Genomic DNA, 23,069 nt, shown 5'->3' on the forward strand with positions numbered 1-23,069 from the left:
GAGTTTAATTCAAATATTCATTTACATCTTTTAAAGGGAGATTAAACGCTTCTGATATCGCAGGATACACGACATCACCGTTAATCACATTTAATCCTTTTTTAAGTGGTTCATTTTCGTTACACGCTTTTTTCCAACCTTTATTTGCCAATTGCACTGCATATGGCAAAGTGACATTGGTTAGTGCCAAAGTTGACGTATATGGTACTGCTCCTGGCATATTTGCAACAGAATAATGTACAATATCATCAATAATATATACTGGATCCTGGTGAGTTGTTGGTTTTGTAGTCTCAAAACAACCTCCCTGATCTACAGCTACATCTACTATTACAGTTCCTGGTCTCATATCTTTAAGCATATCGCGAGTAATTAATTTTGGTGCTTTTGCGCCAGGAATTAATACTCCTCCGATAATTAAATCAGAATCTTTTATATGCTTACGAATATTATATTCATTAGAAAACTCTGTCTTCACATTTGCTGCCATTACATCATCTAAGTAACGTAATCTCTTCATACTGATATCCAAAATCGTTACATCAGCTCCCATTCCTGCAGCCATTTTTGCGGCTTGAGTTCCTACTACACCACCACCAAGTACTAGTACTTTTGCTGGTGGAACACCAGGAACACCACCAAGAAGAATTCCTCTTCCTTTTAATGGTTTTTCTAAAAACTTAGCTCCTTGTTGAATAGACATACGACCTGCTACTTCACTCATCGGAGTTAATAAAGGCAAGCTACGATCAGGATCTTCTACTGTTTCATACGAAACACAAACCGAACCGCTTTCAATCATTGCATTGGTTAATGCTTCTCCCGAAGCAAAATGAAAATAGGTAAATACTAATTGATCCTTTTTGATCAATTTATATTCTGGCTCAATAGGTTCCTTGACCTTAATGATCATTTCAGCAATGCTATATACCTCCTCAATGGTAGGTAAAATTTTAGCTCCTGCTTTAATATATTCTTCATCTTCAAAACCACTTTGAAGACCAGCAGTATGCTGTATGAAAACAGTATGACCATGTCTAACAAGCTCCATTGTCCCAGCAGGTGTTACACCTACTCTGTTCTCGTTATTTTTGATTTCTTTGGGAACACCAATTACCATATCTATAATTTTTGTGCCGAAAATATATGTTTTTCGCAAAATACACAATTAAAAAAACCCAAAAAATACACTCTTAACAATTTTGAAGAATCATTGACTTTTCAAAAAAAAATTAGATTTTCAACAGTATATTCCGTTTTTACTGAAATTTTTTCGATAGAAATCAAAAATCATTTTCAGATCAATATTCTGTGATTATATAAGGATCGTTATTTTTTTGATTAAAAGATTAAAAAAACAACATTTTAACGTCAAACAATAGTAAAATCATCTCCTAAAATGAGATCGGTGGCTTTGTTTTTACTACCTAATCATTTTTATAAAAAGAACTAACTAACATTCAATAGTCTAACCGACTACATTTACAATTTTACCAGGCACCACGATTATCTTTTTAGGTTCTCGTCCAGCAAGTTGTTCTTGTGTTTTTTCATGAGCCATGACCGCTTCCTCAATCTCATCTTTACTTAGGTCTAATGACAACTCCATTGTAAAACGCATTTTACCATTAAACGAAATAGGGTATTGTTTGGTACTCTCTACCAGATGCTTCTCTTCGAATACAGGAAATGCAGCCGTAGATATAGATTCTTTATGTCCTAATCTGTTCCATAGCTCTTCTGCGATGTGAGGAGCATAAGGAGAAATTAACACAATCAAAGGTTCTAAGATTGCTCTAGAAGTACATTTCTGAGTTGTCAATTCATTTACCGCAATCATAAAGGTACTTACCGATGTATTAAACGAGAAATTCTCAATATCTTCTTCTACCTTTTTGATGGTTTTATGCAATATTTTTAAATCGTCTTTGGTAGGTTCTGTATCGGTGACACCAAATGTCTCGCCATTGTGGTATAATTTCCATAATTTTTTGAGGAAAGAATGCACTCCGGTAATTCCCGCGGTATTCCACGGTTTTGCTTGTTCTAATGGCCCAAGGAACATCTCATACAGACGTAAACTATCTGCTCCATACTGCTCACAAATACCATCTGGATTGACCACATTGTATTTAGACTTGGACATTTTTTCTACTTCGCGATTAGTGACATACTCGCCGTCTTCATTAAGAATGAAGATTGCATCCTTAACAAAACTAAATATTGGATCCTTAATTAATGCTTCGACATTTAAGTTATCTGTAAGACCTTTTAAATAATCAATATTGACTCTAAAAGGAGTAAATGTACCATCAAACTCTTCCCCAACATACTTAACATTAAAACCTTTTTCTTTATATTCTTGAACAATTTTATCTACAATTTCGCTTGTAATTTCATCTAATTCATGTTTCTTGCCCTTTTCGTATGAATCTTTCGGAATTACAAACTTTTTATTTTGTCTTATTCCTTCCCTAACTGAATCCCCTAAGTCGGATACTTTTTCATAAGAAAAAGCTGGCCCAAAACCATATGCAAAAGCACTAGTACCCAAAATCATCCCCTGGTTGATCAACTTTTTAAACGGCTCATCAACGGTAAGGTATGCTCTATCTTTTAAGAATTTTGTCCAGAAACGAGAATATAACAAGTGACCGGTTGCATGTTCATTTCCTCCGATATACAAGTCCACGTTTTCCCAGTATTGCATCGCTTCCGCGGAAGCGAATTCAGTATCATTACCAGCATCCATATATCGAAACGGGTACCACGAGCTCCCTGCCCATCCCGGCATGGTATTTAATTCTAAAGGAAAGACTATTTTATGATCAATTTTATCATTAGACACCACCTCATTCTTCTCTGCGTCCCATGCCCAAACATCGGCACGACCTAATGGCGGCTCACCAGTTTCTGTAGGTAAATACTTTTCTACTTCGGGTAGTGCTAACGGCAAATGTGCTACATTGATCATCTGCGGCATTCCATCTACATAATATACAGGAAACGGTTCTCCCCAATAACGCTGACGACTAAATACCGCATCACGCAATCTATAATTCGTTTTACCTTGTCCCTGACCTAGTTTTTCTAGCTCATAAATCGCAGTTTTGGTTGCTTTTTTATAGTTTAGTCCATTCAGGAAATCAGAATTGGCTATAATGGTCTTTTCTTTATCAGCAAAAGCTTCTTCAGAGATATTTACGCCATCAAAAATATTAGTAATAGGGATATCAAAATGTTTTGCAAAGTCATAATCTCGTTGATCCCCACATGGTACTGCCATCACTGCTCCGGTACCATATCCTGCCAATACATAATCTCCGATCCAAATAGGTGCGGGTGCCTTGGTAAACGGATGCTCTGCATAGGCCCCCGTAAACACTCCACTAATGGTTTTTACATCTGCCATACGTTCGCGTTCACTACGTTTGGCCGTTGCTTCGATATAGGCTTCTACATCTGCTTTCTGCTCAGGAGTTGTGATCTTGGCAACTAATTCATGCTCTGGAGCCAATGTCATAAATGTAGCTCCAAAAATAGTATCAGGACGTGTAGTAAACACTTCGATTACCTCATCATGTTCTTTTACAGTAAAGGTTACACTAGCACCTACAGATTTTCCGATCCAGTTGCGTTGTGATTCTTTTAATGAGTCAGTCCAATCAATCGTTTCTAATCCTTGAAGTAATCGTTCTGCATAGGCAGAGATTCGCATACTCCACTGTGTCATTTTTTTACGAATCACAGGATATCCTCCACGCTCAGAAACTCCGTTTACAATTTCATCATTTGCTAGTACTGTTCCTAATTGCGGACACCAATTTACTTCGGTCTCTGCCAAATAGGTTAATCTATATTTTAATAGTACTTCTTGTTTTTCTTTTGAAGAAAAATTATTCCAGTCCTCTGCAGTGAATGGTGTTATATCTTCATCACAAACTGCATTGACGTTTGTATTTCCTTCTGAAGCAAAAATCGTTTCAAGGTCATCAATCGCTCTTGCTTTATCTGCGTCATTATCATACCATGAATTAAACAACTCTATAAAGATCCATTGTGTCCATTTATAAAATTTTGGATCACTGGTTTTTACTTCGCGACTCCAATCAAAAGAGAATCCTATTTTATCTAATTGCTCACGATAGCGAGCTATATTTTCTTTGGTCGTTATTGCGGGATGCTGCCCTGTTTGGATCGCATACTGTTCTGCTGGCAACCCAAAAGAATCATATCCTTGCGGATGCAATACGTTAAATCCTTTATGACGTTTATATCTGGCATAGATATCACTAGCGATATATCCCAGTGGATGCCCAACATGTAATCCTGCACCAGATGGATATGGAAACATATCCAGTACATAATATTTAGGTTTATCACTATTGTTTTCAGCCTTAAAAGTGCCTTTTTCTGCCCAATATTTTTGCCATCTGGCTTCAATAGAATTAAAATCGTAGCTCATCATTCTGAAATTAAGACCGCAAATTTACTAAAACCTTCAAGATAGTAGGGTAACATCACTAGTTAATTCTTAATGACGATGTTCCAAATGTAATTCATATCAACCTCGGATTCCTTATTTGAAGTATTTTATGATGTAAAGGTTATTTTCGTGCTTTCGTTTCCATAGGCTGTAAACAACTATATATAAACGTATTTACAGGTGTTAGAACTCCTAATTTTGCTCCTTCTTTTACAATAAAGCCATTAAAATTATCTAATTCTGATGGTCTGCCTTCCATAATATCACGTTGCATAGAAGCTGTAGAATCATAGGGTTGTTTACCGATAAAAGCCAAAATCCGAGATACAATATCTTCTGGTAAAGAAACGCCTTTGGCAATTCCTATATTATAAATCTCTGTAGCGGTTTGTTCTAAAATACGATGGGTTTCCGGATTTTCATATACTTCTCCGATCGTAGCTCTGGTAAGTGCACCAATGCCACTAACCGCAGTAATAAACATAAACTTGCTCCAGATATCTACTTCAATATCTTTAGAGATTGCATTGTTAAATCCTGCTTTATCAAATACTTTTTTTACTTTTTGCAGACGCTCGGTTTCACTTTTGTCTAGTTCTCCAAAAACAACTTCGGGTTGATGGCCAAAATGAGAAATAATGCCCGGAGCTTCTATTTTACTGTAGATTTTGCACAACCCACCCAGAACATACTTTGTCTCTACTACAGAGCATACTTTTTCTGCATTATCGGCACCGTTTTGTAATGGAATAATAACTGTATCTTCTTTTAAAATCGGTTTGATCAATTTTGCCGCTTCTGCCACTTGCCAGGATTTTGTACAGATCAGTACTATATCTGCTTTTTCTGTAGTACCAATCTGATCTGTTGCATGAAATGGATGAGTTACAAAATCCCCATTGATGCTTTTAACTTGCAATCCATTCTTTTTAATAACTTCGAGATGCTCACCTCTGGCTACCAAAGTTACTTTTTGACCAGAATCACTGATTTTTCCTCCGAAATAGCCGCCGACTCCTCCAACTCCTATAATGACTGTATGCATCTTTTACATTATTTTTAACACGATCAAAACGTATGCTCAAATTTAGTAAATTCTTCAAGCTTCTTAACCTTATGAATCAAAACAAAAAAGGAAGTGTCTTTTATAATAACACTCCCTTTCTCGAAAAAACTAATTAAAATAATGTCACCTGTTGTGCATTTAGAAATTAATAGCATAAAAATTTGTCAATTCGATTTCTATGACAATACCAAACGGTTTTCATAAAAAGATTTGTTTTTTATTAATGCCATTGCGATATGTATTAGTTTGTTTCTAACAGCATTGAGTACACTCATTTTGTTCTTACCTTCTTCTACTTTTCTCAAGTAAAAGTGTTTAAGATCGTTATCCATTCTTACTGCTCTCATAGCTGCCATTTGGAGCACGGATTTAAGTTGCATATCCGCCATTTTTGATACTCTTGGTTTTGTCTTTAGACTTGTTCCACTTTGTTGTTCGAATGGAACAACGCCAGCAAAACAAGCTAGTTTTCTCGGATTAGTCAATCGCACAAAACCATCAGTTTTCACAGCTAAAGTCCAAGCTGTAACTGATCCTATTCCTGGTATAGTTCTGATACGTTCTATGTCCTTTTCCAAAACAGAATCATTAGCTATCTCCTCTTTAATCAATTTTTCTATAGCCGCTATATGTTTATTAATCTGCTCAATTTCTTTTAAATTGATTTTCATTGAGGAACTTATTATTTTAGTCCTTTTAACTGTTTTAAGCTCCTTATTTTGTTGTTTAATAGCCTGTCTAGTTTTTACCTTATGTCTACGTTGGCTCATCAGTATTTTTATATTTTGTACAGCCTCACTTGTGGGCTTCCAGCAATCAAAATCTTGATAGTTCCTTTCAATAAAAGTAGCAATGCGCTTAGCATCAACTTTATCATTCTTACCACGAACTAAACCGATGCTTCGTTTAATGTGCTTAGGATCGATCACATAAACATTAAATGAATAATCCTTCAAAACTTCATATAAATTATAATTATAAAGACCAGTATTTTCCATTGCAATAAAGATCTCAGCATCTAAAGTAGTTATCTGCTTAAAGAGTTTTTTAATCGCTTTGATTTTATTTTCAATCTTAAAGAATGCTTCTGATTTCTGATCAACTAAACAAATATCTAATGTTTTTTTACTAATGTCAATTCCTAAATAAATACTTTTCATAATTTTACCTCTCTGAATGAAAAGAGCATTTTCATCATAACTCGACTCCTTGATAATGGGCTTAAAATCCCGAATTTCTATTAGAGATTGTTGATGAAAGAAAGAACTTAAGTCTAAATCGAACTATGAAGTTTACCCTTCTGAGTGTTATTAGTGTACTTAAGTTCTGCTCTTTTTTATTTCAATAAATATAATTATGCAAGTCTAAAGGAGTGGTTTTTCGGAATAGAATGAAGAAAAATTGTACTTCGGCAAGCTCAGCAGAACTACCGAGAATAGCTTTTTTGATTCAAAATTCTATTCTCGATACACTTCTTCCTTTGGTCGAAGCACTCGAATTGACGAATTTTGAATTAAAAAACCTCAAATTCACAACGGGTTAATGTCTTATTTTTTTATTACATATGATAAATAATCAACATATGTAACAATTCCTCCATTAACTTTAGACCTAGCTCCATTCCAGGTTCTTTGGTAAAAGGATGTACCTATGTTATAATTTGGAACGTATGGATTGTGCCTCTTAAAATCTTCCCATTTCTTTGTCTGGCTATTATACTGATACGTAATATATCTTCTCCCGTTCGGTAATTCTGTATCAATATATGGGCGACATCTAGCATCACATTCTCCTACTTCTGAGACAACTCTAAAACGTTGACCACTTCCTGTTTTTACTTTAAAATCTATCACTTGTTCTTTTCCTATTTCTCTTTTCTTTCCATTTAGCGGATAATAATCCCTTGTGCGGTGTTCTACACCATACCCCCAATATATTGTTCCGTCTACAGAATACCATCTGCGATTTTTTGCATCATATTTCTCTACATATAATCTTCCAAAAAGCTCAGCACCATGAGTCCCATGATCATCACCTTTACTTAAATGAACAGTAAGAGGATCTATTCTAATCGTCTCATAATTTACAAGATCACATGTTTTAACTTTATATCTTATATTCTGAGTTACTTTAAAAGGTCTATTATTTTTAACATAATTAACTTTATATGAAATTGGATATCCTGGATTTTGACGAGATACTTCTGCTCCTTTTGCCAAAAATTCTACAACTTTATCTAAGTTATTCGCTAAACCAGATAATGATGATGCGATACCATCTGCAGGATTCCCTCCTAATTGCCTAACCTTTACAGTAGCATTTTTAAAAATCTTCTTATAACGAACATTCAGCTCAGAATTAACATTACCAAGCCCATTATAAGCAAATTTCAAAGCAGCTTCTACTTCTGATGCTCTTTCTGTAGACTCGTATATCATGGTGTATAACCGCCCATACGTTACTGATTCTATAAAAGAAGATGGGTTTGCCTGATCCGCACTAACCTCTTTAAAATCGGTTACATAGGGATCAAGTCTTTTGGGAGCAACATTATTATTTAACCATCCATATTGGCCGATTATGTTCTCTTTGGGAGAAACAGAAGTAGTAAAAAAACGTTGCTGAAGTGTAACGGCAAACCTTGTTTTTTGTTCATTAAAGTTAATTCCTAACTTTCCGGATACATCGACACTTGGTCCCGAATACCCTGCACCTAAAGCAAATTGTAATTGTTGTTCGTTATGTATTCTTTCTATAGATATTTGAAAACTTGCAGGGAAATTTGCGCCACTATCATAATAATTATTTAGAATAGTATTTAGATTATCCTGTACTTTTCCTGGTGTTGGAGCAGGGATCGTTCTATGTGTCGAAGCAGATGTTCCTGACAACACATTTATTTTTACTTCTATAGGATTTCGATCTTCTCCATAAATCGGGATTGACACAGGCGCTCCTTCTTGTATAGATCTAGAAGCTAATAAATTGCCAGGCCAAAGTAAAGAACTATTAGGATCTAATAGAAAAAAATCTGAATCTGTTTGGTTAAAAGAAATGTTTTTTGTCATACAATTTTCTTCTACTACTGTTTTTGCATTAGGATCTGTGCTGTATTGTTCTGTTATAACAAAGTCACTAATACCATCAGGAATATCTTCATTAAGATATTGTTCTCTTGCCTCTAGATTTGAGGTCGTTGTATCATTGGTAAGATCATCGTTTTGACAGGATATTAGCGCTCCTAAAAAAAGCCCTGTAAAAGCAATAGCTCTATACCTTACTAATAAATCAGGTTTATTTTTTTTCATAATTGATTGTGTTTACGTTAATAAATTGGTTTTACGTTAATAAAATTTAGTTTTTATTGAATCAAACCTAATTATTAACTAATGAAGAACAAAAAAACACAAGGGGACAAAAAGGGGACAAAAAGGGGACAAAAAAAATAAATATATTGACAATCAGTAAATTACAAAAGACAGAACCTGTAATTGTTGTTCTTAACCTTCTAAATCAAAACAAAAAAGGGAGTGTCTTTGTAATAACACTCCCTTATCTAATATGATAAACAAATTATTATTCTAATTATCTATTATCCAAGTATAATAATCAAGATATACATCGCCTCCTCCTTCAACCTTAGATCTAGCCCCATTCCAGGTCTTTTTTCCAAAAGATTCACCTATTGTATAATTTGAAACAGCCTTATTGTGTTTTTCGACATCTACCCATTTCTTTGTAGTAGTATTATATTCATAATCAATAAATCTTGTCCCATCCGTTAATACAATACACTTGTCATCACATTCTCCTACTCTTGAAACAACCCTAAAACGTTCACCACTTCCTGTTTTTACTTTAAAATCTATCACTTCCCCTTTTGCTATTTCTTTTTTCACTCCGTCTAGCGGGAAGTAATCTAATTCTTGGTTATTATACCTCCCCCAATATATTTTTTTGCCTACAGAATACCACTTATTGTTATCTTTATTGTATTTCTCCACATATAATTTTCCAAAAAGCTCGGCACCACTAGTACCATGATCACTACCTCCATACAAAGCGACATCAATAGGATCTAATCTAATCGTCTCATAATCTACAAGATCACATGTTTTAACTTTATATTTTATATTCTGAGTTACTTTAAAAGGCCTATTATTTTGAGCATAATTAACTTTATATGAAATTGGATATCCTGGATTTTCTTGAGATACTTCTGCTCCTTTTTTCAAAAGTGCTATAACTTCATCTAAGTTATTAGCAAAGGCTGCCAATGAAGATGCGATACCATCTGAAGCATTTCCTCCTAATTGCCTAACTATTACATTAGCACTTCTAAAAATCTTCTTATGCTTAACATTCATCTCAGCATTAGCACTACCAACCCCTTTATAAGCAAATTTCAAAGCAGCTTTTACATCTGATGCTCTTTCTGTAGACTCATATATCATGGTATATAACCGGCCATACGTTACTGATTCTACAAAAGCAGATGGGTTTGCCTTATCTGCACTAACATTTTCAAAATCGGTCACACCATACTTCTTAAGTCTCCTAGGATCAACATTCTTATTTAACCAGCCTTTTTCGCCGATTATCCCCTCTTTGGGGGTAACAGAAGCAGTAAAATAAGTTTGAATAAGTTTAACGGCATACCTGGTTTTTTGTTCATTAAAGTTAATTCCTAACTGTCCAGATATATCGACGCTTGGTCCCGAATACCCAGCACCTAACGCAGCTTGTAATTGTTGTTCGTTATGTATTCTTTTTATAGATACTGCAAATTTTGCGGGGAACTTTCCATGATTAACCTGGAATGTATTTAAAATAGCATTTAGATTATGCTGTACTAGTGATGGTGTTGGAGCTTTGATCTTTCTGTATGTCGAATCAATTATTCCTGTCACCGCATTTATTCTTATTTCAATAGGGTTTCGATCTTCTCCATCAATCGAGACTACCCAAGGCGCTCCTTCTTGTATAGACCTCGAACCTAATAAATTGCCCGGCCATTGTATAGAAGTATTACCATCTAATAGAAAAAAATCTGAATCGGTTTGGTCAAAAGAAAAGGTTTTTGTGTTACAGTTCTCTTCTTCTTTTGTTTTTGCATTAGAATCTGTACTGTATTGTTCTTTTATAACAAAGTTACTAATACCATCAGGGATATCTTCATTAAGATATTGTTCTCTTGCCTCTAGATTTGAGGTTATTGTATTATTGGTAAGATCATCGTTTTGACAAGATATCAGCCCTCCTAAAAAAAGCCCTGTAAAAGCAATAGCTCTATATTTTCTTAAGAAACTGGGTTTGTTTGTTCTCATAATTAATTGTGTTTTTGTTAATAATTAGGTTTTACGTTAATAAAATTTAGTTTTTATTGGGTCAAACGTAATTATTAACCGACAGGAAGTAAAAAAAAGCAAGGGGACAAAAAGGGGACGCATTATGATAATCAATGAATTATAAAAGACACAGGATCTTAATTGTTATTATACACTATAGCTAATACAATTGACAGTAAAACAAGAGGAATCACGTTCTGTAAAGGGATTCCTCTTGTTTTACTGGTGTTATTAGGAGTGTGATTTATTGGGTTTATGTACTAAAAATTAGTTTTAATAATTAATTTATTTCTACTAGCTGTGGCAAAATCCATCATGATAGATCCGTAACGGCCAGAAGTATTGTTTCTAAAATAACTACTTATTTTAGGATTAATATAGTTAGAAATTTCGGGTATTCTAGGTACGCCAAACCAACCTGGTTTGTAACCACTAGCAAAATTAATGTACATCGTATTACTATTTCCATTTTTGGCAGCTCTCAATAAGCTAGTTATCCTATTCCATTTATTATTCTTGTCAGAAATTTTGTATTTATCTTGTATCTGTAAAGTTGCATTTGCACTATTTATAGTAAAGGTGGTGTTATCTTTCCAATTGGTAGCATTTATACCTTTGGGTGTATTACTTCTTTTATTAAATCTTCTTAATACTACAATTTTACCTCTTACACTATTCAATTTAGGAATATTTTCCCCCAAATACCATTTACTGCGGTTTTGGTTGATGTAGCTGGTTAAAGTAGCTTCAAATGAACGGCTATTATTACTTGGATCATGCTCTTCTTTTACCGACATGATAATGGTTTCGGTAGGATTGCTATTTAAAAAATTAAAGCAATCGTTTAGTACATCATTAAAATTAAGTTTTTGATATACCGATCCATGGTGTATCGTGAAAATGTTATTAATATGCCTGCATCTGATATCCAAAAAACGAGTACCGCTATTTAGTTGTTCTCTAATGGTTAATTTTTGGTTTTTTGCAGTACCCAAAAGAATAGAGTGATCAAACCTTGCTCCTGAGTTATGTGTCCCCGGAATACTCAATTCTGAAAGGCTTACATTTTTATTAATTGCCCCCATCCAATTAGATAAGGAATAACTAGGCACAGCTTTTTTAATGTTGCTAGCATCTAATGTGGTTTGGGAAACAGTAGGTTCTATATTATCATCCTTTTCGCAAGATTGAAAAAATAAAATTGCCACTACAGCTAAAATAAATTTAGTAATACAATTGATTCTCATAATTATAAATTTTTGGTTTTTGTTAGAAAGTTAAGTTCGTAGTCTCTCAAACTTAATTACAGATTCGTGAAGAATAAAAAAACCCAAGGGGACAAAAAGTAGACAGATCTGCGGTATTGTTGAAAATAAAGAAGATACGTTTCTTTAATTCTTGTTTTTTGTACTTATCATTTTGATATAACATTACTATTTCTAGAAATTAGAACAAAGACTTATACCACGTTTTTCTAGAGTATTGTAACCATAAACTCAAAAATAATTACGTCTAAGAATACGTTATTGATATACCGTAGTTAATAGAAATTGAGAAATCTGTTTTCAAAATTGATAACAAAGTAAAACTGATTCTGATCTTCAAGAGGACTGATTCAGCTAATTTATTCTAAAATGAGGTGCTTTTTAGAATAAAAAGTCTCGTTAACTTTATTATTTTTACGCACAAATCGATTTATTTATGAGCTCATCTTTTGAAAAATACCAAAAACGACGACTAATCTCTTCTTATTTTTCTGTGGTTATTAGTATTTCTTTGGTACTATTTTTATTGGGCTTATTAGGTTTATTGGTCTTAAATACTAAAAAAGTAGCGGATCATTTTAAAGAAAAAATTGCACTTACGATTTATCTAAAAGATACCGCCAAAGATGTTGAAATTAAACAACTAGAAAAAACTCTGGCTCTGGCAGAATATACCAAATCAACTACTTTTATTTCTAAAGACGAAGCCGCCGAAGAACATAGTAAGGATATAGGGGAGAATTTTATGGATTTTCTTGGTTACAATCCGCTTCAAAATTCTATTGATGTCTATTTAAAAGCTGATTTTGTAGATCAGGTAAAAATTGAAGAAATAAATGCTTCTATTATCAAAAAAGATTTTGTGGACGAAGTAATCTATGATAAACCGCTGATTTCGTTATTAAACGATAACATAAAGCGCATTAGTTTTTGGGTACTTCTTATAAGTGGTGTTTTTACTTTTATTGCTGTATTATTAATTAATAGCTCTATCCGTTTGTCGGTATATTCAAAAAGATTTATTATTAAGACCATGCAAATGGTGGGAGCTACAAAGAAATTTATTCGAAAGCCTTTTGTATGGAAAAGTGTGCGACTTGGTATGATAGGAGCAATGGTAGCTTTAATTGGAGTTGGGATTGTATTGTATTATCTTAATAAAACATTTCCAGAACTGGCATTGCTAGATGATGAAATCTTACTTATTATTTTATTTGCAGGTATTTTTGGAATTGGAGTACTCATCACCTGGATCAGTACATTTTTTGCTACGCAACGATTCTTAAATCTAAGAACTGATGAATTATACTATTAATCTGTTTTATGGGACCTCTAGAGTGGAATATTGATCCAGAAATCATAAAACTATTTGGAGTATTTCCTCTTAAATACTATGGTCTTCTTTTTGTTTTGGGCATTATATTCGCATATGGAGTTGCCAAACGTATATATACATTTGAGAATGTTCCTTTAGAAAAACTAGAGAAACTATCTACTTTTCTTATGATAGGCATATTAGCTGGTATGCGGCTAGGTCATTGTCTTTTTTATGATTTTGAATATTACTCAGATCATATTCTTGAGATTTTCCTTCCTTTTAAGATTACAAACGACGGATGGCATTTTACAGGATTTACGGGACTAGCTAGTCACGGAGGTAGCCTTGGAGCCATTCTTGCCATTATTACATATTCTCGAAAATATAAAACTCCTGTACTATGGATAATGGATCGCATGGCAATTGTAACTCCTATTTTAGGTGCATTTATACGATTTGGAAACTTTATGAATTCTGAAATCTATGGAAAACCTACTAATGGTAATTATGGAGTTGTATTTGTGCGGGATGATATGATCCCAAGACACCCAACACAGTTATACGAAGCTTTTTCATATTTACTGATATTTGGCTTATTATGGTATCTCTATAAAAAAACTAGTGTCGTACAAAAACAAGGGTTTTTATTAGGGATATTATTAGCTGTACTATTTACAGCAAGATTAATCATCGAGTTTTTTAAAGAAAATCAAGTTGCTTTTGAAGATGGTATGATTCTAAATATGGGGCAACTATTAAGTATCCCATTTATACTTGCTGGAATACTTTTGTTAGTCTTTAGTAAAAAACAAACGCTATATAAATAAATCAGGCCCTTAAAATAAGGGCCTGATTACATTATAAACCTGAGTTAGACGTAAGTTAATCATGTCAATTCGATTTCTATGACAATACCAAACGGTTTTTATAACATTTTAGCTTAGGTCGAACTCAGGTTACAAATGTTATAGTGATACTATCTTTTCTGATTTTATTTTTTCACTAATCGTTTAGTGATGGTTTTTCCATCCATAACAAAATTCACCAAATACATTCCCGGTGATAAATTTACTTCCAAAGTATTACCATTTATTTTTCCTTGATGTATTATCCTACCTGTCATGTTATGTACTTTATATACAGTATTGGCATTGTGCCCCACTATATTAATTTGATTTTGATCACCTGATAACAAGCTAGGGTACATCTTTAATTGTCGACTCACTTTGCTTACTGCTATAGAATTATCTTGTGATAACGCAGAGGATAATGGTCTTGCAAATACCTGAACCCAAAGATTCGCTACTCTAGCCATTCCTATCTCTGTATAATTAGCACTTAAGATATTTCCTCTATGCCCAGAGCTATTCATCCACGTATTGTGTACTTCCTGAACAGTACGCTGTCCATTTGCTATGTTTTCTGCTACTCTACTCCATGAGTATCCTTGATTCTGAACTCTATTACTCACACTTGATCCATTAGAACCTGTATGTGAGAAAAAGTTATTATTCTTCATATCATTTGCATGAAACTCTGCTGCTGCAACTAATTTAGCATTCATTTTTAATGGTTGTTTACCATCTGCTGCTCTGGCTTGGTTTACCAATTTTAGAAGGTCTAACATTTCTTTAGAAAACCCACCATCGGTTCCTTTTAGCGTAGTGATACTTATTGTATTAGAAAACTCTGATAGATCCCCTTGAACATTTTTTGCTCTTATCGAAAGGCTATATGCTGTCTCTGGTGTTAATCCATCCAGAGTAACTGCTTTACTTCCTTTTATGCTTTTTACAACTTCATTATTATGATATACATCAAAAGTGGTAAGGTTTGTAACTTCCCCTTGAGTCTCCCAGGAAAGACGTACTGAATTACTTGTAATATCAGATCCTACCAAATTTAATGGAGTTGGCGGTGGCGAAGCTTTACCAATAGTAAACGATTTGGATTCTGAAGAAGTAAATGAGCTTCCCGAAACAAGTGCTGTTCCGTTTAATGATACTGCATATGATCCTTGCCCATAAGAACAACAAAGCCCATCACCATATGAATCATTAATAATAAATGTATAAATCCCATCTTCTAGGCATACATTTTCTGAAACATCTGGAGCAGAGTTTTGATAACTACTTCCTGATACTACAACTTGCCCATTTTCCCTTTCTATTTTCCAACTGATATCCGAAGCATATCGATCAAAAACAATAGCAACAACAACTTCTGTACAACTAGCAGTCGTACTATTTGTAAAATTATTTCTATTGCTGATTTCTGAAACATTTCCAGTTTCATCATAAATTGCTTTATTCTCAGAATTTCCGAAAATACCAGGTGTTGGACTATCAGCATGCTTAGCATAGATAATTGATGTCCAAACAAATACGAATAAAATGATTTTTTTCATGGTTTTAAATTTTTTGTGTAATTATTATTTTTGTTTTGGTTAAGGGACTAAAAACTTAAAACACGATTTTCTATTGCCCATATAATTGTTAAAGTTTATATAATTATTCTTGAAAAAACATAGTTTTGGGTTCTATAAAATACATCTCATCGTAATCGTTTTATGCATAATAGTTAAAAAGGTAAGATGCGTTGCTTTGAAAAAAATAGCATTTAATATTAAATCAAAAACATAATAATATTTCTGTAATGGGTAAAATCGGTAAAATATATCTTTCGATCATTTTTGTACTTTTTATTGCCTTTATGATAGCGGTAATTCAAACATTTAGACCTGTACGTAACGTACAGCCCGATGATGTTATGAAAATTGAAGGAGTTGTAACCGATATACAAGAAGGACCAGGATTTGATATTGTACTTATCCTTAAAAATGATGAGCATTATTATTATATTAATCGCGGATTACAATATCAACTCACTTTAGAACAATTGCGCACAGATATTCTTAATAAAAAAGTTACTTTGTATGGTATAAAAAGATGGACTATATTTACCCGTGATAAAAACATGGGACATATATCCAAATTGATCATTGATAATGATGTAATATTTAACGAAATTGATAACGATGAGCATGAAAAAACAATCTAATAAAAATACACCTTCAAAACCTGATTTTGTTTTTGGAAAGAAAAACTATGTTGTTATGGCTATTGGAATAGCAGTAATTGCTCTTGGCTTTATTCTCATGGCAGGAGGAGGAAGTGATGACCCCAATATTTTTAATCCTGATATCTATAATTTTAGAAGGATTCGATTGGCACCAACTATTGTTTTGATTGGTTTTGGCATCGAAGTGTATGCTATTCTCCTAAATCCTGATCAGAAGAAAAAACAGTAATTCTACATTTTATTTTACGGTAGTTATATATTTGCGTCAAATTTAAGAAAATCCAAAATTCTCTATGGAAATCATCGACGCAATTATTCTAGGTATAGTACAAGGGCTTACCGAATTCTTACCTGTTTCTTCTAGTGGTCATCTTGAGCTTGGCAAAGCTATTTTAGGAGACCAGAGTGTACCAGAAGAATCTCTACTTTTTACCGTAGTACTACATTTTGCAACTGCACTTAGTACCATAGTAGTATTTAGAAAAGATATATTAGAGATTATAAAAGGAATACTGAAATTCAAAAAAAACGAAGAAACTCTCTTTTCATTAAAAATTATCATTTCTATGATTCCTGCTGTTATAGTAGGTTTATTTTTTGAAGAACAATTAGAAAAGCTTTTTGGAGGGAATATTATGTTTGTTGGCTTTATGCTACTCATTACAGCTGCGTTATTATGGTTTGCAGATAAAGCAAAAAGCACCCGAAAATCGGTAAGCAATTCAAATGCATTTATAATTGGTATTGCACAGGCAATTGCAATGCTTCCTGGGATTTCAAGAAGTGGTGCAACAATATCTACATCGGTATTGTTAGGAAATGACAAAACCAAAGCCGCTCGCTTTTCTTTCTTAATGGTTATTCCCTTGATTCTAGGAAAAATTGCCAAAGATATGCTTGGTGGTGACCTTACTTTTTCATCAGAAAACAGTGTTCCATTAGCCCTTGGTTTTCTAGCTGCATTTGTCTCAGGGCTTTTTGCATGCACCTGGATGATTTCCTTAGTAAAAAAGAGTAAGTTAACTTATTTTGCCGTATATTGTATTCTTGTTGGCTTATTAGCCATCAGTTTTGGTTTTATTAAATAGCCCCCATCTATAATGCTAACCGAACAAAATTATAAAGACGGTCAAATCCTTTTGATCGATAAACCGCTGCAATGGACATCTTTCCAAGTTGTAAACAAACTTCGTTGGCTTATCCGGAAGAATTTTGGTATCAAAAAAATTAAAGTAGGTCATGCAGGAACACTTGATCCTCTAGCAACAGGATTATTAGTTATCTGTACTGGAAAATTCACTAAACGTATACAAGAATTTCAGGGACAAGTCAAGGAATATACCGGAACAATACGACTTGGAGCGACAACACCTTCTTATGATCTAGAAACCGAAGTTGATCAAACCTTTGCTATAGATCATATTTCTGAAGAAACTTTACACAAAACAACACCTCTTTTTATTGGAGAAATAGAGCAGTATCCTCCTATTTTTTCGGCATTAAAAAAAGACGGAAAACGATTATATGAATATGCACGAGAAGGAGAAGCTGTAGAAATTAGCTCTCGGAAAATCACTATTAATGAATTTGAAATCACTAGAATCCAATTACCAGAAGTAGATTTCAGAGTTGTATGTAGTAAAGGAACATATATCAGATCATTAGCACATGATTTTGGAAAAGCATTAGATAGTGGGGCTCACTTAACTGTTTTAAGAAGAACTAAAATAGGATCATTTTCGGTCGAAGATGCTACTACAATTGAATCTTTTGAAAACCAGTTATCCCCAAAAATTGAAACTACATAAAATATTGTAGAATAAAAGTAGTTATAGATACCTATGGAATTTGTAGAAAAACATAAAGCTCTGATTATCACGTCAATGTTGATGGGGATTATTGTTCTAAGCCTTTACAATATCAATATGATAAATAAGCAAAAAGAACAATCTGAAATCTTAATGGAAATTCCTGAAGAATTTCTTGCCCAAGAAGAAGAGCCTGAAGAAGAACTAATCGCTCAAGAAGATCGACAATTAATTGCTGCCAAAAGGACCCACGCCGCTTTTAATGAAGATTTTGAAGATCCCGAAGAGTTTGAACAACGAATGAAGTCGTTGACAGAAACCGAAACTGCTGCCGAAGATAGCGAAGAAGCTACACCAACAGAGGGTGAAGTTGCTATTGATGAAGAAGAGGGAAATGAAAAGGAAAAAAAGGAAAAACCAGAACCCGAAGGTAAAGAAACCAACAACAGAAATAGCTCTCTTACTTATAGCTTAAAAGATAGGAAATCCATAGATTTACCTAATCCTGTATACACTTGTAACGGAAGTGGTAAAGTAGTCGTAAAAATCGAGGTCAATAAAAATGGATATGTAGTTAATACCAAAATTGACAAGAGAAATTCTACTACCCGAAATGAATGTCTTTTTGATAATGCCATGGATTATGCCAGAAAAGCTTTATTTTCTCGTTCTGATATAGAAGAACAAAAGGGCACTATTACATATTATTTTAATTACGGATCTTAATTAAATAATCTAATATATTAGCTATTCCATATTATAAGGAAAGTTAGTGTTCTGTGATACTATTTAGTGTTGAAATCTTTCTTTTTAAACAATTCTCTAGTATTGTATTTATATAGTAAGTGAGAAAGAAAAGCTTTTCTTCAGTTTGAATGAGACACCAATCATAACATATAATTCCCTTTTGTTTTTAGAATCCTTACTATTTTAGTCAGACTATTATAGTTTTAACTACTTCTGAGATCAATATATCTAAATATGAAACGATGTGAATTGTGAACCTTAAACTGTAATCAAGATATATTGAAAAAAATATCAACCCCTTGATGAAGTTTATGTTTATCATGGTTTTTGCAAAAATTCACTTGTTTTTTAGGTTAATTTTCTTTCAAAACCATCCTTTCCAAAGGAAATTCTCTTATATGAATTTCATGTTATTTTAAAGTTACTATTTGTGAAAAATTAAATCAAAATTGTTTTTAAATTATTGATTATCAAAGTATTACATTTTTTCATGTTTTCATAAAAAGAAAATAATTATCAACTACGGAGAACCCGTATCCTACTTATATTGGTTATTAAGTACTTTTATATAGAAGCATTTTACACTTCGTAACATGGATCGATAAAAACTTAATCAACTTTATAATAAATCACAAAAATCATGAAAAAAACAATGACAAAAAGACGTTTTAATTTATTATCAAAACTTGCATTATCTACTTTTATTTGTTTAACAGCTTGTCAATCAAATTTAGATGATGAAATAGAAACAAGTATTGAAAATAATGTAGAAAAAGCAGGAACTGGTGCTAACAGAGATATCAAGCTTGATTTTTATCTGGGCGATAACGGACTAGGGAATCAACAAGGTAGTGTAGAGAGTACCGGATGGGTTGCAAATAAGCAGAATCAATGGTCAGAATGGGGAGGAGATTCAAACTTTTTTGATCCAGATTGGATTGTCTTAAATTTGGTTACCAGGGCAACAAAAAATTTAAAAAACCTAGATTTTAGGATTGCTATTCAATTATCAGATGGAGGTAGTTCTGGTAATAATGCTGGTTTAGTTAGATATACCCCTTGGGCAAGCCAAGGTGGAGGGTGGTCATCATGGGCTACAGATTCGAATGCATTTGATTTTGATGCTGTTAGGTTTATGATACAAACAAGACCATATTCGGGATTAACTATAGAGGATGTTCGGTTTGGAGTTCAATTAACAGATCACGGAACCAGTTCTTCAAAGAAAGGAGTTGCTAAATATACGCCATGGTTATCACAAGGTGGAGGTTCTACAGGATATGCAGGAGATTCAAACTTTTTTGATCCTGATGCTATTAGAGTTAAACTAGAAGTTATTAAGTAATCAAATTTATTTCAGAAAAAAAACCTAATATTATTACAATACGTTATTTTTTTTGAACGCATTTTACTAAACCTCACAAGCTAAAACTTGTGAGGTTTTGAAAATATATAACTATAACAAATTCAAAATATCTTCTGCAATATTTGCACCTTTATCCTTATTATACCAAACTTGTAGGTCTTCCTTAAATTCTGGATCCAAACTACCGTGTTGTTCTTTATAATCATTTACCATTTGAGTTGCTATAGAAGGTCTGGGACCCCATGAATTTAACACCTCTTTATTTTGATTATCATACACAATCAATTTAGGAATTGATTTTCCTCCGTTGGTCAAAAAATTGTCCATCAACTCATCATGATCATCTCTGGAGATGATTTTTAAATCTATCCCTTCATTTAAGTCTGCAAGTTTATTCAATACTGGCAATACATGCGCAGCATCCCCACACCATCCTTCTGTTAATACTACCCAGGTTACATCTAGATTGGCATTAGAAAATGAAGTAGTAATCGATTCGTCAATTTTCAAGGTCTTATCCCACCGTTTCATTCTACGATCATTAAGCGTACTATAATTTGTTAATGCTTCAGATTGTTCGTGACCCGTAGATTTACCTTCGGTTAACAAGTCGCTAATCAGCTTCCTATATTCTTGATAAGTGAATGAATTATCAATTCCTTGAGTTATCAATTCTGGTATTGTCATAGTAGTAGGTTGTTCCATAATTATAGGTTTCAAAAATAGGTAAAACAATATATTTTAACGTCTTCACTGTATAGCTTTTAATATCAAGCTCATGAGTACTTAATTCATTTATTAACAGTATCTAGTAATATCTTAAAACCAACTTTTCATATCAAAATCTTATATCTGTCAATTTTTGAAGGTTTCTTATACATAGGACGATAGTTATCCTTAAAACTTACAAATATTATATATACCCTGAAAACAGTGGGTCTCTTTTTACTATAAATAGTGTACTCTACGTGCAATTAGATTCGAATCTTTGTATTCAATCTTTTTTGAATTTTGGTATAAAAACATAGTACAAAAACAGCATCTCAAGAGGGTGAAAAAACTTATTGAGCAAAAGATAAAAAAAGGCACATCTCATACGTTGAAAAGCATTTTCATCAAAAATAAAACGAAAAAAACATGGTTTTGAAGCTAATAATCAGTAATTTAAGTAATAACTTTACAAGAGGGACATTACAGACTTTACACACTACAGACTTTTAGCATCATTTCAAGGGGTTTTCGATAGAAAGTTTTAGATACATGAAAAAATCATTTACTATAATTGTATTATTAATAGGGTGTATAGCCGCGATTGGTCAGGAAAATAAAATTTACACCTCATTGCAAGAGGCATTGACCAATAAAGATCAGGTGTATAAATTAGATCTTAGCCATACCAAGCTCACAAAATTACCTGAGTCTGTAGCACAATTAAAACAATTACAATACCTCAACCTGGAAGGAAATGAAATAAGTGAATTACCAGAATCTATTAGGGATCTAAAAAAATTAAGAACACTTAATATAAAAAAGAATAAGCTCGTTGAGCTACCAGAATCTTTTGGTGATTTACAAAATATAGAAGTTTTGTTTTTATCTGAAAATCAAATACTTACTCTACCCGAGTCTATTGGGAATTTAAAAAAATTAGGCTGGTTATTCTTAAAAAATAATCAAATCAAGATCTTACCCGAATCTTTTGGTAGTCTTACAAACCTAAAAAAATTGGATCTAAGACAGAATCAACTTATCGAGCTATCTAATACTTTTGGCAACCTGATTAGCTTACAAGAACTTCTTATAGAAGGAAATCGACTTTCTGAATTACCTCTAACATTTGGGAACTTAAAAAACATAGAAGCACTTAATCTATCAAACAACCAAATTGATGAATTGCCAGAATCTTTTGGAAATCTAAATAATCTGGAGTGGTTGATTTGTAAAGAAAATAGGTTAGATCGTATTCCTGAAACATTTGGAAACCTTTCAAAATTAAAACTTCTATATTTAAATGCCAATAAAATCAGTGAGTTACCAAAATCCTTTCAAAATCTCACAAATCTAAAAGATCTTAACCTATCTGGTAATAGACTTTCTAAAACTGAAAAAGAAACAAGTAAACAACTATTGCCAAATTGTGAAATTAATTTTGAAAATAGTTACTACTCTTTACAGAAAGCCTTAGAAAATAAAAAAAATGTTGACATCCTGTATCTTTCTGATAGTGAACTAACAGAACTGCCTGAAACAATAGGAGAACTTAAAAATTTGCAAAAACTATATCTAATAAGCAATCAACTTAAGAAATTACCCAAATCCTTTGAGAAACTAAGAAAACTGGAAACCCTTTCTTTATCCTATAATAGTATTGCAAGTTTACCTAAATCTCTAAATAAGCTTAAAAATTTAAAACAACTCTATTTAGATAGCAATAAACTCTCTTCTTTACCAGAGTCTATAAAAGATTTAAAAAAATTAAAAATCATTCACCTATCTGGCAATAATTTATCTGATTTAGAAAAGGAAAAAATAAAAAAACTACTTCCTGATTGTTCTATTTCTTTTTAAAATAAACAGTATTTTA

General features: G+C 33.0%; 18 protein-coding genes. 9 read left to right on the top strand and 9 right to left on the bottom strand.

Annotated elements, in window-relative coordinates:
- Positions 1 to 4: 4 nt before the first annotated feature.
- The 7 genes from ald to ATE84_RS01860 form a co-directional block, all read right to left on the bottom strand.
- The gene (gene ald / locus ATE84_RS01830; protein WP_101445326.1) at positions 5 to 1,120 is read right to left on the bottom strand and encodes an alanine dehydrogenase; all 1,116 of its coding nucleotides are present in this window, start codon (positions 1,118 to 1,120) and stop codon (positions 5 to 7) included.
- Positions 1,121 to 1,468: 348 nt separating this feature from the next.
- Positions 1,469 to 4,465 carry a leucine--tRNA ligase gene (locus ATE84_RS01835; protein WP_101445327.1) on the bottom strand — a complete coding sequence of 999 codons (2,997 nt, stop codon included), beginning with the start codon at positions 4,463 to 4,465 and terminating at the stop codon, positions 1,469 to 1,471.
- A 142-nt stretch (positions 4,466 to 4,607) separates the two neighbouring features.
- Complete coding sequence (locus ATE84_RS01840) at positions 4,608 to 5,531, bottom strand: ketopantoate reductase family protein (RefSeq protein WP_101445329.1); 924 nt, start codon at positions 5,529 to 5,531, stop codon at positions 4,608 to 4,610.
- A gap of 197 nt (positions 5,532 to 5,728) precedes the next feature.
- Positions 5,729 to 6,712, bottom strand: a complete 984-nt coding sequence (locus tag ATE84_RS01845; RefSeq protein ID WP_101445330.1) for an IS110 family transposase — start codon at positions 6,710 to 6,712, stop codon at positions 5,729 to 5,731.
- Positions 6,713 to 7,099: 387 nt separating this feature from the next.
- A complete protein-coding gene (locus tag ATE84_RS01850) occupies positions 7,100 to 8,860 on the bottom strand; it encodes a thiol-activated cytolysin family protein (protein ID WP_101445332.1) in 1,761 nt (586 codons plus the stop codon).
- Between the two features lie 273 nt (positions 8,861 to 9,133).
- A complete protein-coding gene (locus ATE84_RS01855; RefSeq protein WP_101445334.1) occupies positions 9,134 to 10,879 on the bottom strand; it encodes a thiol-activated cytolysin family protein in 1,746 nt (581 codons plus the stop codon).
- Positions 10,880 to 11,160: 281 nt separating this feature from the next.
- Positions 11,161 to 12,147 carry a phosphatidylinositol-specific phospholipase C gene (locus ATE84_RS01860; RefSeq protein WP_101445335.1) on the bottom strand — a complete coding sequence of 329 codons (987 nt, stop codon included), beginning with the start codon at positions 12,145 to 12,147 and terminating at the stop codon, positions 11,161 to 11,163.
- A 454-nt stretch (positions 12,148 to 12,601) separates the two neighbouring features.
- On the opposite strand from ATE84_RS01860, the gene ATE84_RS01865 reads away from it, so the two are divergent.
- Together ATE84_RS01865 and lgt are read left to right on the top strand one after the other, a co-directional pair.
- A complete protein-coding gene (locus ATE84_RS01865) occupies positions 12,602 to 13,480 on the top strand; it encodes an ABC transporter permease (RefSeq protein ID WP_101445337.1) in 879 nt (292 codons plus the stop codon).
- Positions 13,481 to 13,488: 8 nt separating this feature from the next.
- The gene (gene lgt / locus ATE84_RS01870; RefSeq protein ID WP_101445339.1) at positions 13,489 to 14,310 is read left to right on the top strand and encodes a prolipoprotein diacylglyceryl transferase; all 822 of its coding nucleotides are present in this window, start codon (positions 13,489 to 13,491) and stop codon (positions 14,308 to 14,310) included.
- A 164-nt stretch (positions 14,311 to 14,474) separates the two neighbouring features.
- Here the strand turns inward: lgt and ATE84_RS01875 are convergent, their stop codons facing one another.
- Positions 14,475 to 15,890 carry a CAP domain-containing protein gene (locus tag ATE84_RS01875; protein WP_101445341.1) on the bottom strand — a complete coding sequence of 472 codons (1,416 nt, stop codon included), beginning with the start codon at positions 15,888 to 15,890 and terminating at the stop codon, positions 14,475 to 14,477.
- Between the two features lie 248 nt (positions 15,891 to 16,138).
- On the opposite strand from ATE84_RS01875, the gene ATE84_RS01880 reads away from it, so the two are divergent.
- The 6 genes from ATE84_RS01880 (at position 16,139) to ATE84_RS01905 (ending at position 20,464) form a co-directional block, all read left to right on the top strand.
- The gene (locus tag ATE84_RS01880) at positions 16,139 to 16,543 is read left to right on the top strand and encodes a hypothetical protein (protein WP_101445343.1); all 405 of its coding nucleotides are present in this window, start codon (positions 16,139 to 16,141) and stop codon (positions 16,541 to 16,543) included.
- Positions 16,527 to 16,793, top strand: coding sequence for a DUF3098 domain-containing protein (locus tag ATE84_RS01885; protein WP_101445344.1), 267 nt, complete (start codon positions 16,527 to 16,529; stop codon positions 16,791 to 16,793). The genes ATE84_RS01880 and ATE84_RS01885 overlap by 17 nt, the downstream gene beginning before the upstream one ends.
- Before the next feature lie 64 nt (positions 16,794 to 16,857).
- Complete coding sequence (locus ATE84_RS01890) at positions 16,858 to 17,652, top strand: undecaprenyl-diphosphate phosphatase (protein ID WP_101445346.1); 795 nt, start codon at positions 16,858 to 16,860, stop codon at positions 17,650 to 17,652.
- Positions 17,653 to 17,664: 12 nt separating this feature from the next.
- Complete coding sequence (truB, locus tag ATE84_RS01895; protein ID WP_101445348.1) at positions 17,665 to 18,372, top strand: tRNA pseudouridine(55) synthase TruB; 708 nt, start codon at positions 17,665 to 17,667, stop codon at positions 18,370 to 18,372.
- Between the two features lie 33 nt (positions 18,373 to 18,405).
- The gene (locus ATE84_RS01900) at positions 18,406 to 19,098 is read left to right on the top strand and encodes a hypothetical protein (protein WP_101445349.1); all 693 of its coding nucleotides are present in this window, start codon (positions 18,406 to 18,408) and stop codon (positions 19,096 to 19,098) included.
- Between the two features lie 661 nt (positions 19,099 to 19,759).
- Positions 19,760 to 20,464, top strand: a complete 705-nt coding sequence (locus tag ATE84_RS01905; RefSeq protein ID WP_101445351.1) for a hypothetical protein — start codon at positions 19,760 to 19,762, stop codon at positions 20,462 to 20,464.
- A gap of 111 nt (positions 20,465 to 20,575) precedes the next feature.
- Here ATE84_RS01905 and ATE84_RS01910 read toward each other — a convergent pair whose 3' ends face one another.
- Positions 20,576 to 21,190, bottom strand: a complete 615-nt coding sequence (locus ATE84_RS01910) for a thioredoxin family protein (protein ID WP_199176850.1) — start codon at positions 21,188 to 21,190, stop codon at positions 20,576 to 20,578.
- Between the two features lie 555 nt (positions 21,191 to 21,745).
- Between ATE84_RS01910 and ATE84_RS01915 the strand changes: the two genes are divergently transcribed.
- Positions 21,746 to 23,053, top strand: coding sequence for a leucine-rich repeat domain-containing protein (locus ATE84_RS01915; RefSeq protein WP_101445352.1), 1,308 nt, complete (start codon positions 21,746 to 21,748; stop codon positions 23,051 to 23,053).
- Positions 23,054 to 23,069: the final 16 nt, after the last annotated feature.

Origin of the sequence: Aquimarina sp. MAR_2010_214 (assembly GCF_002846555.1) — a bacterium.
GTDB lineage: Bacteria > Bacteroidota > Bacteroidia > Flavobacteriales > Flavobacteriaceae > Aquimarina.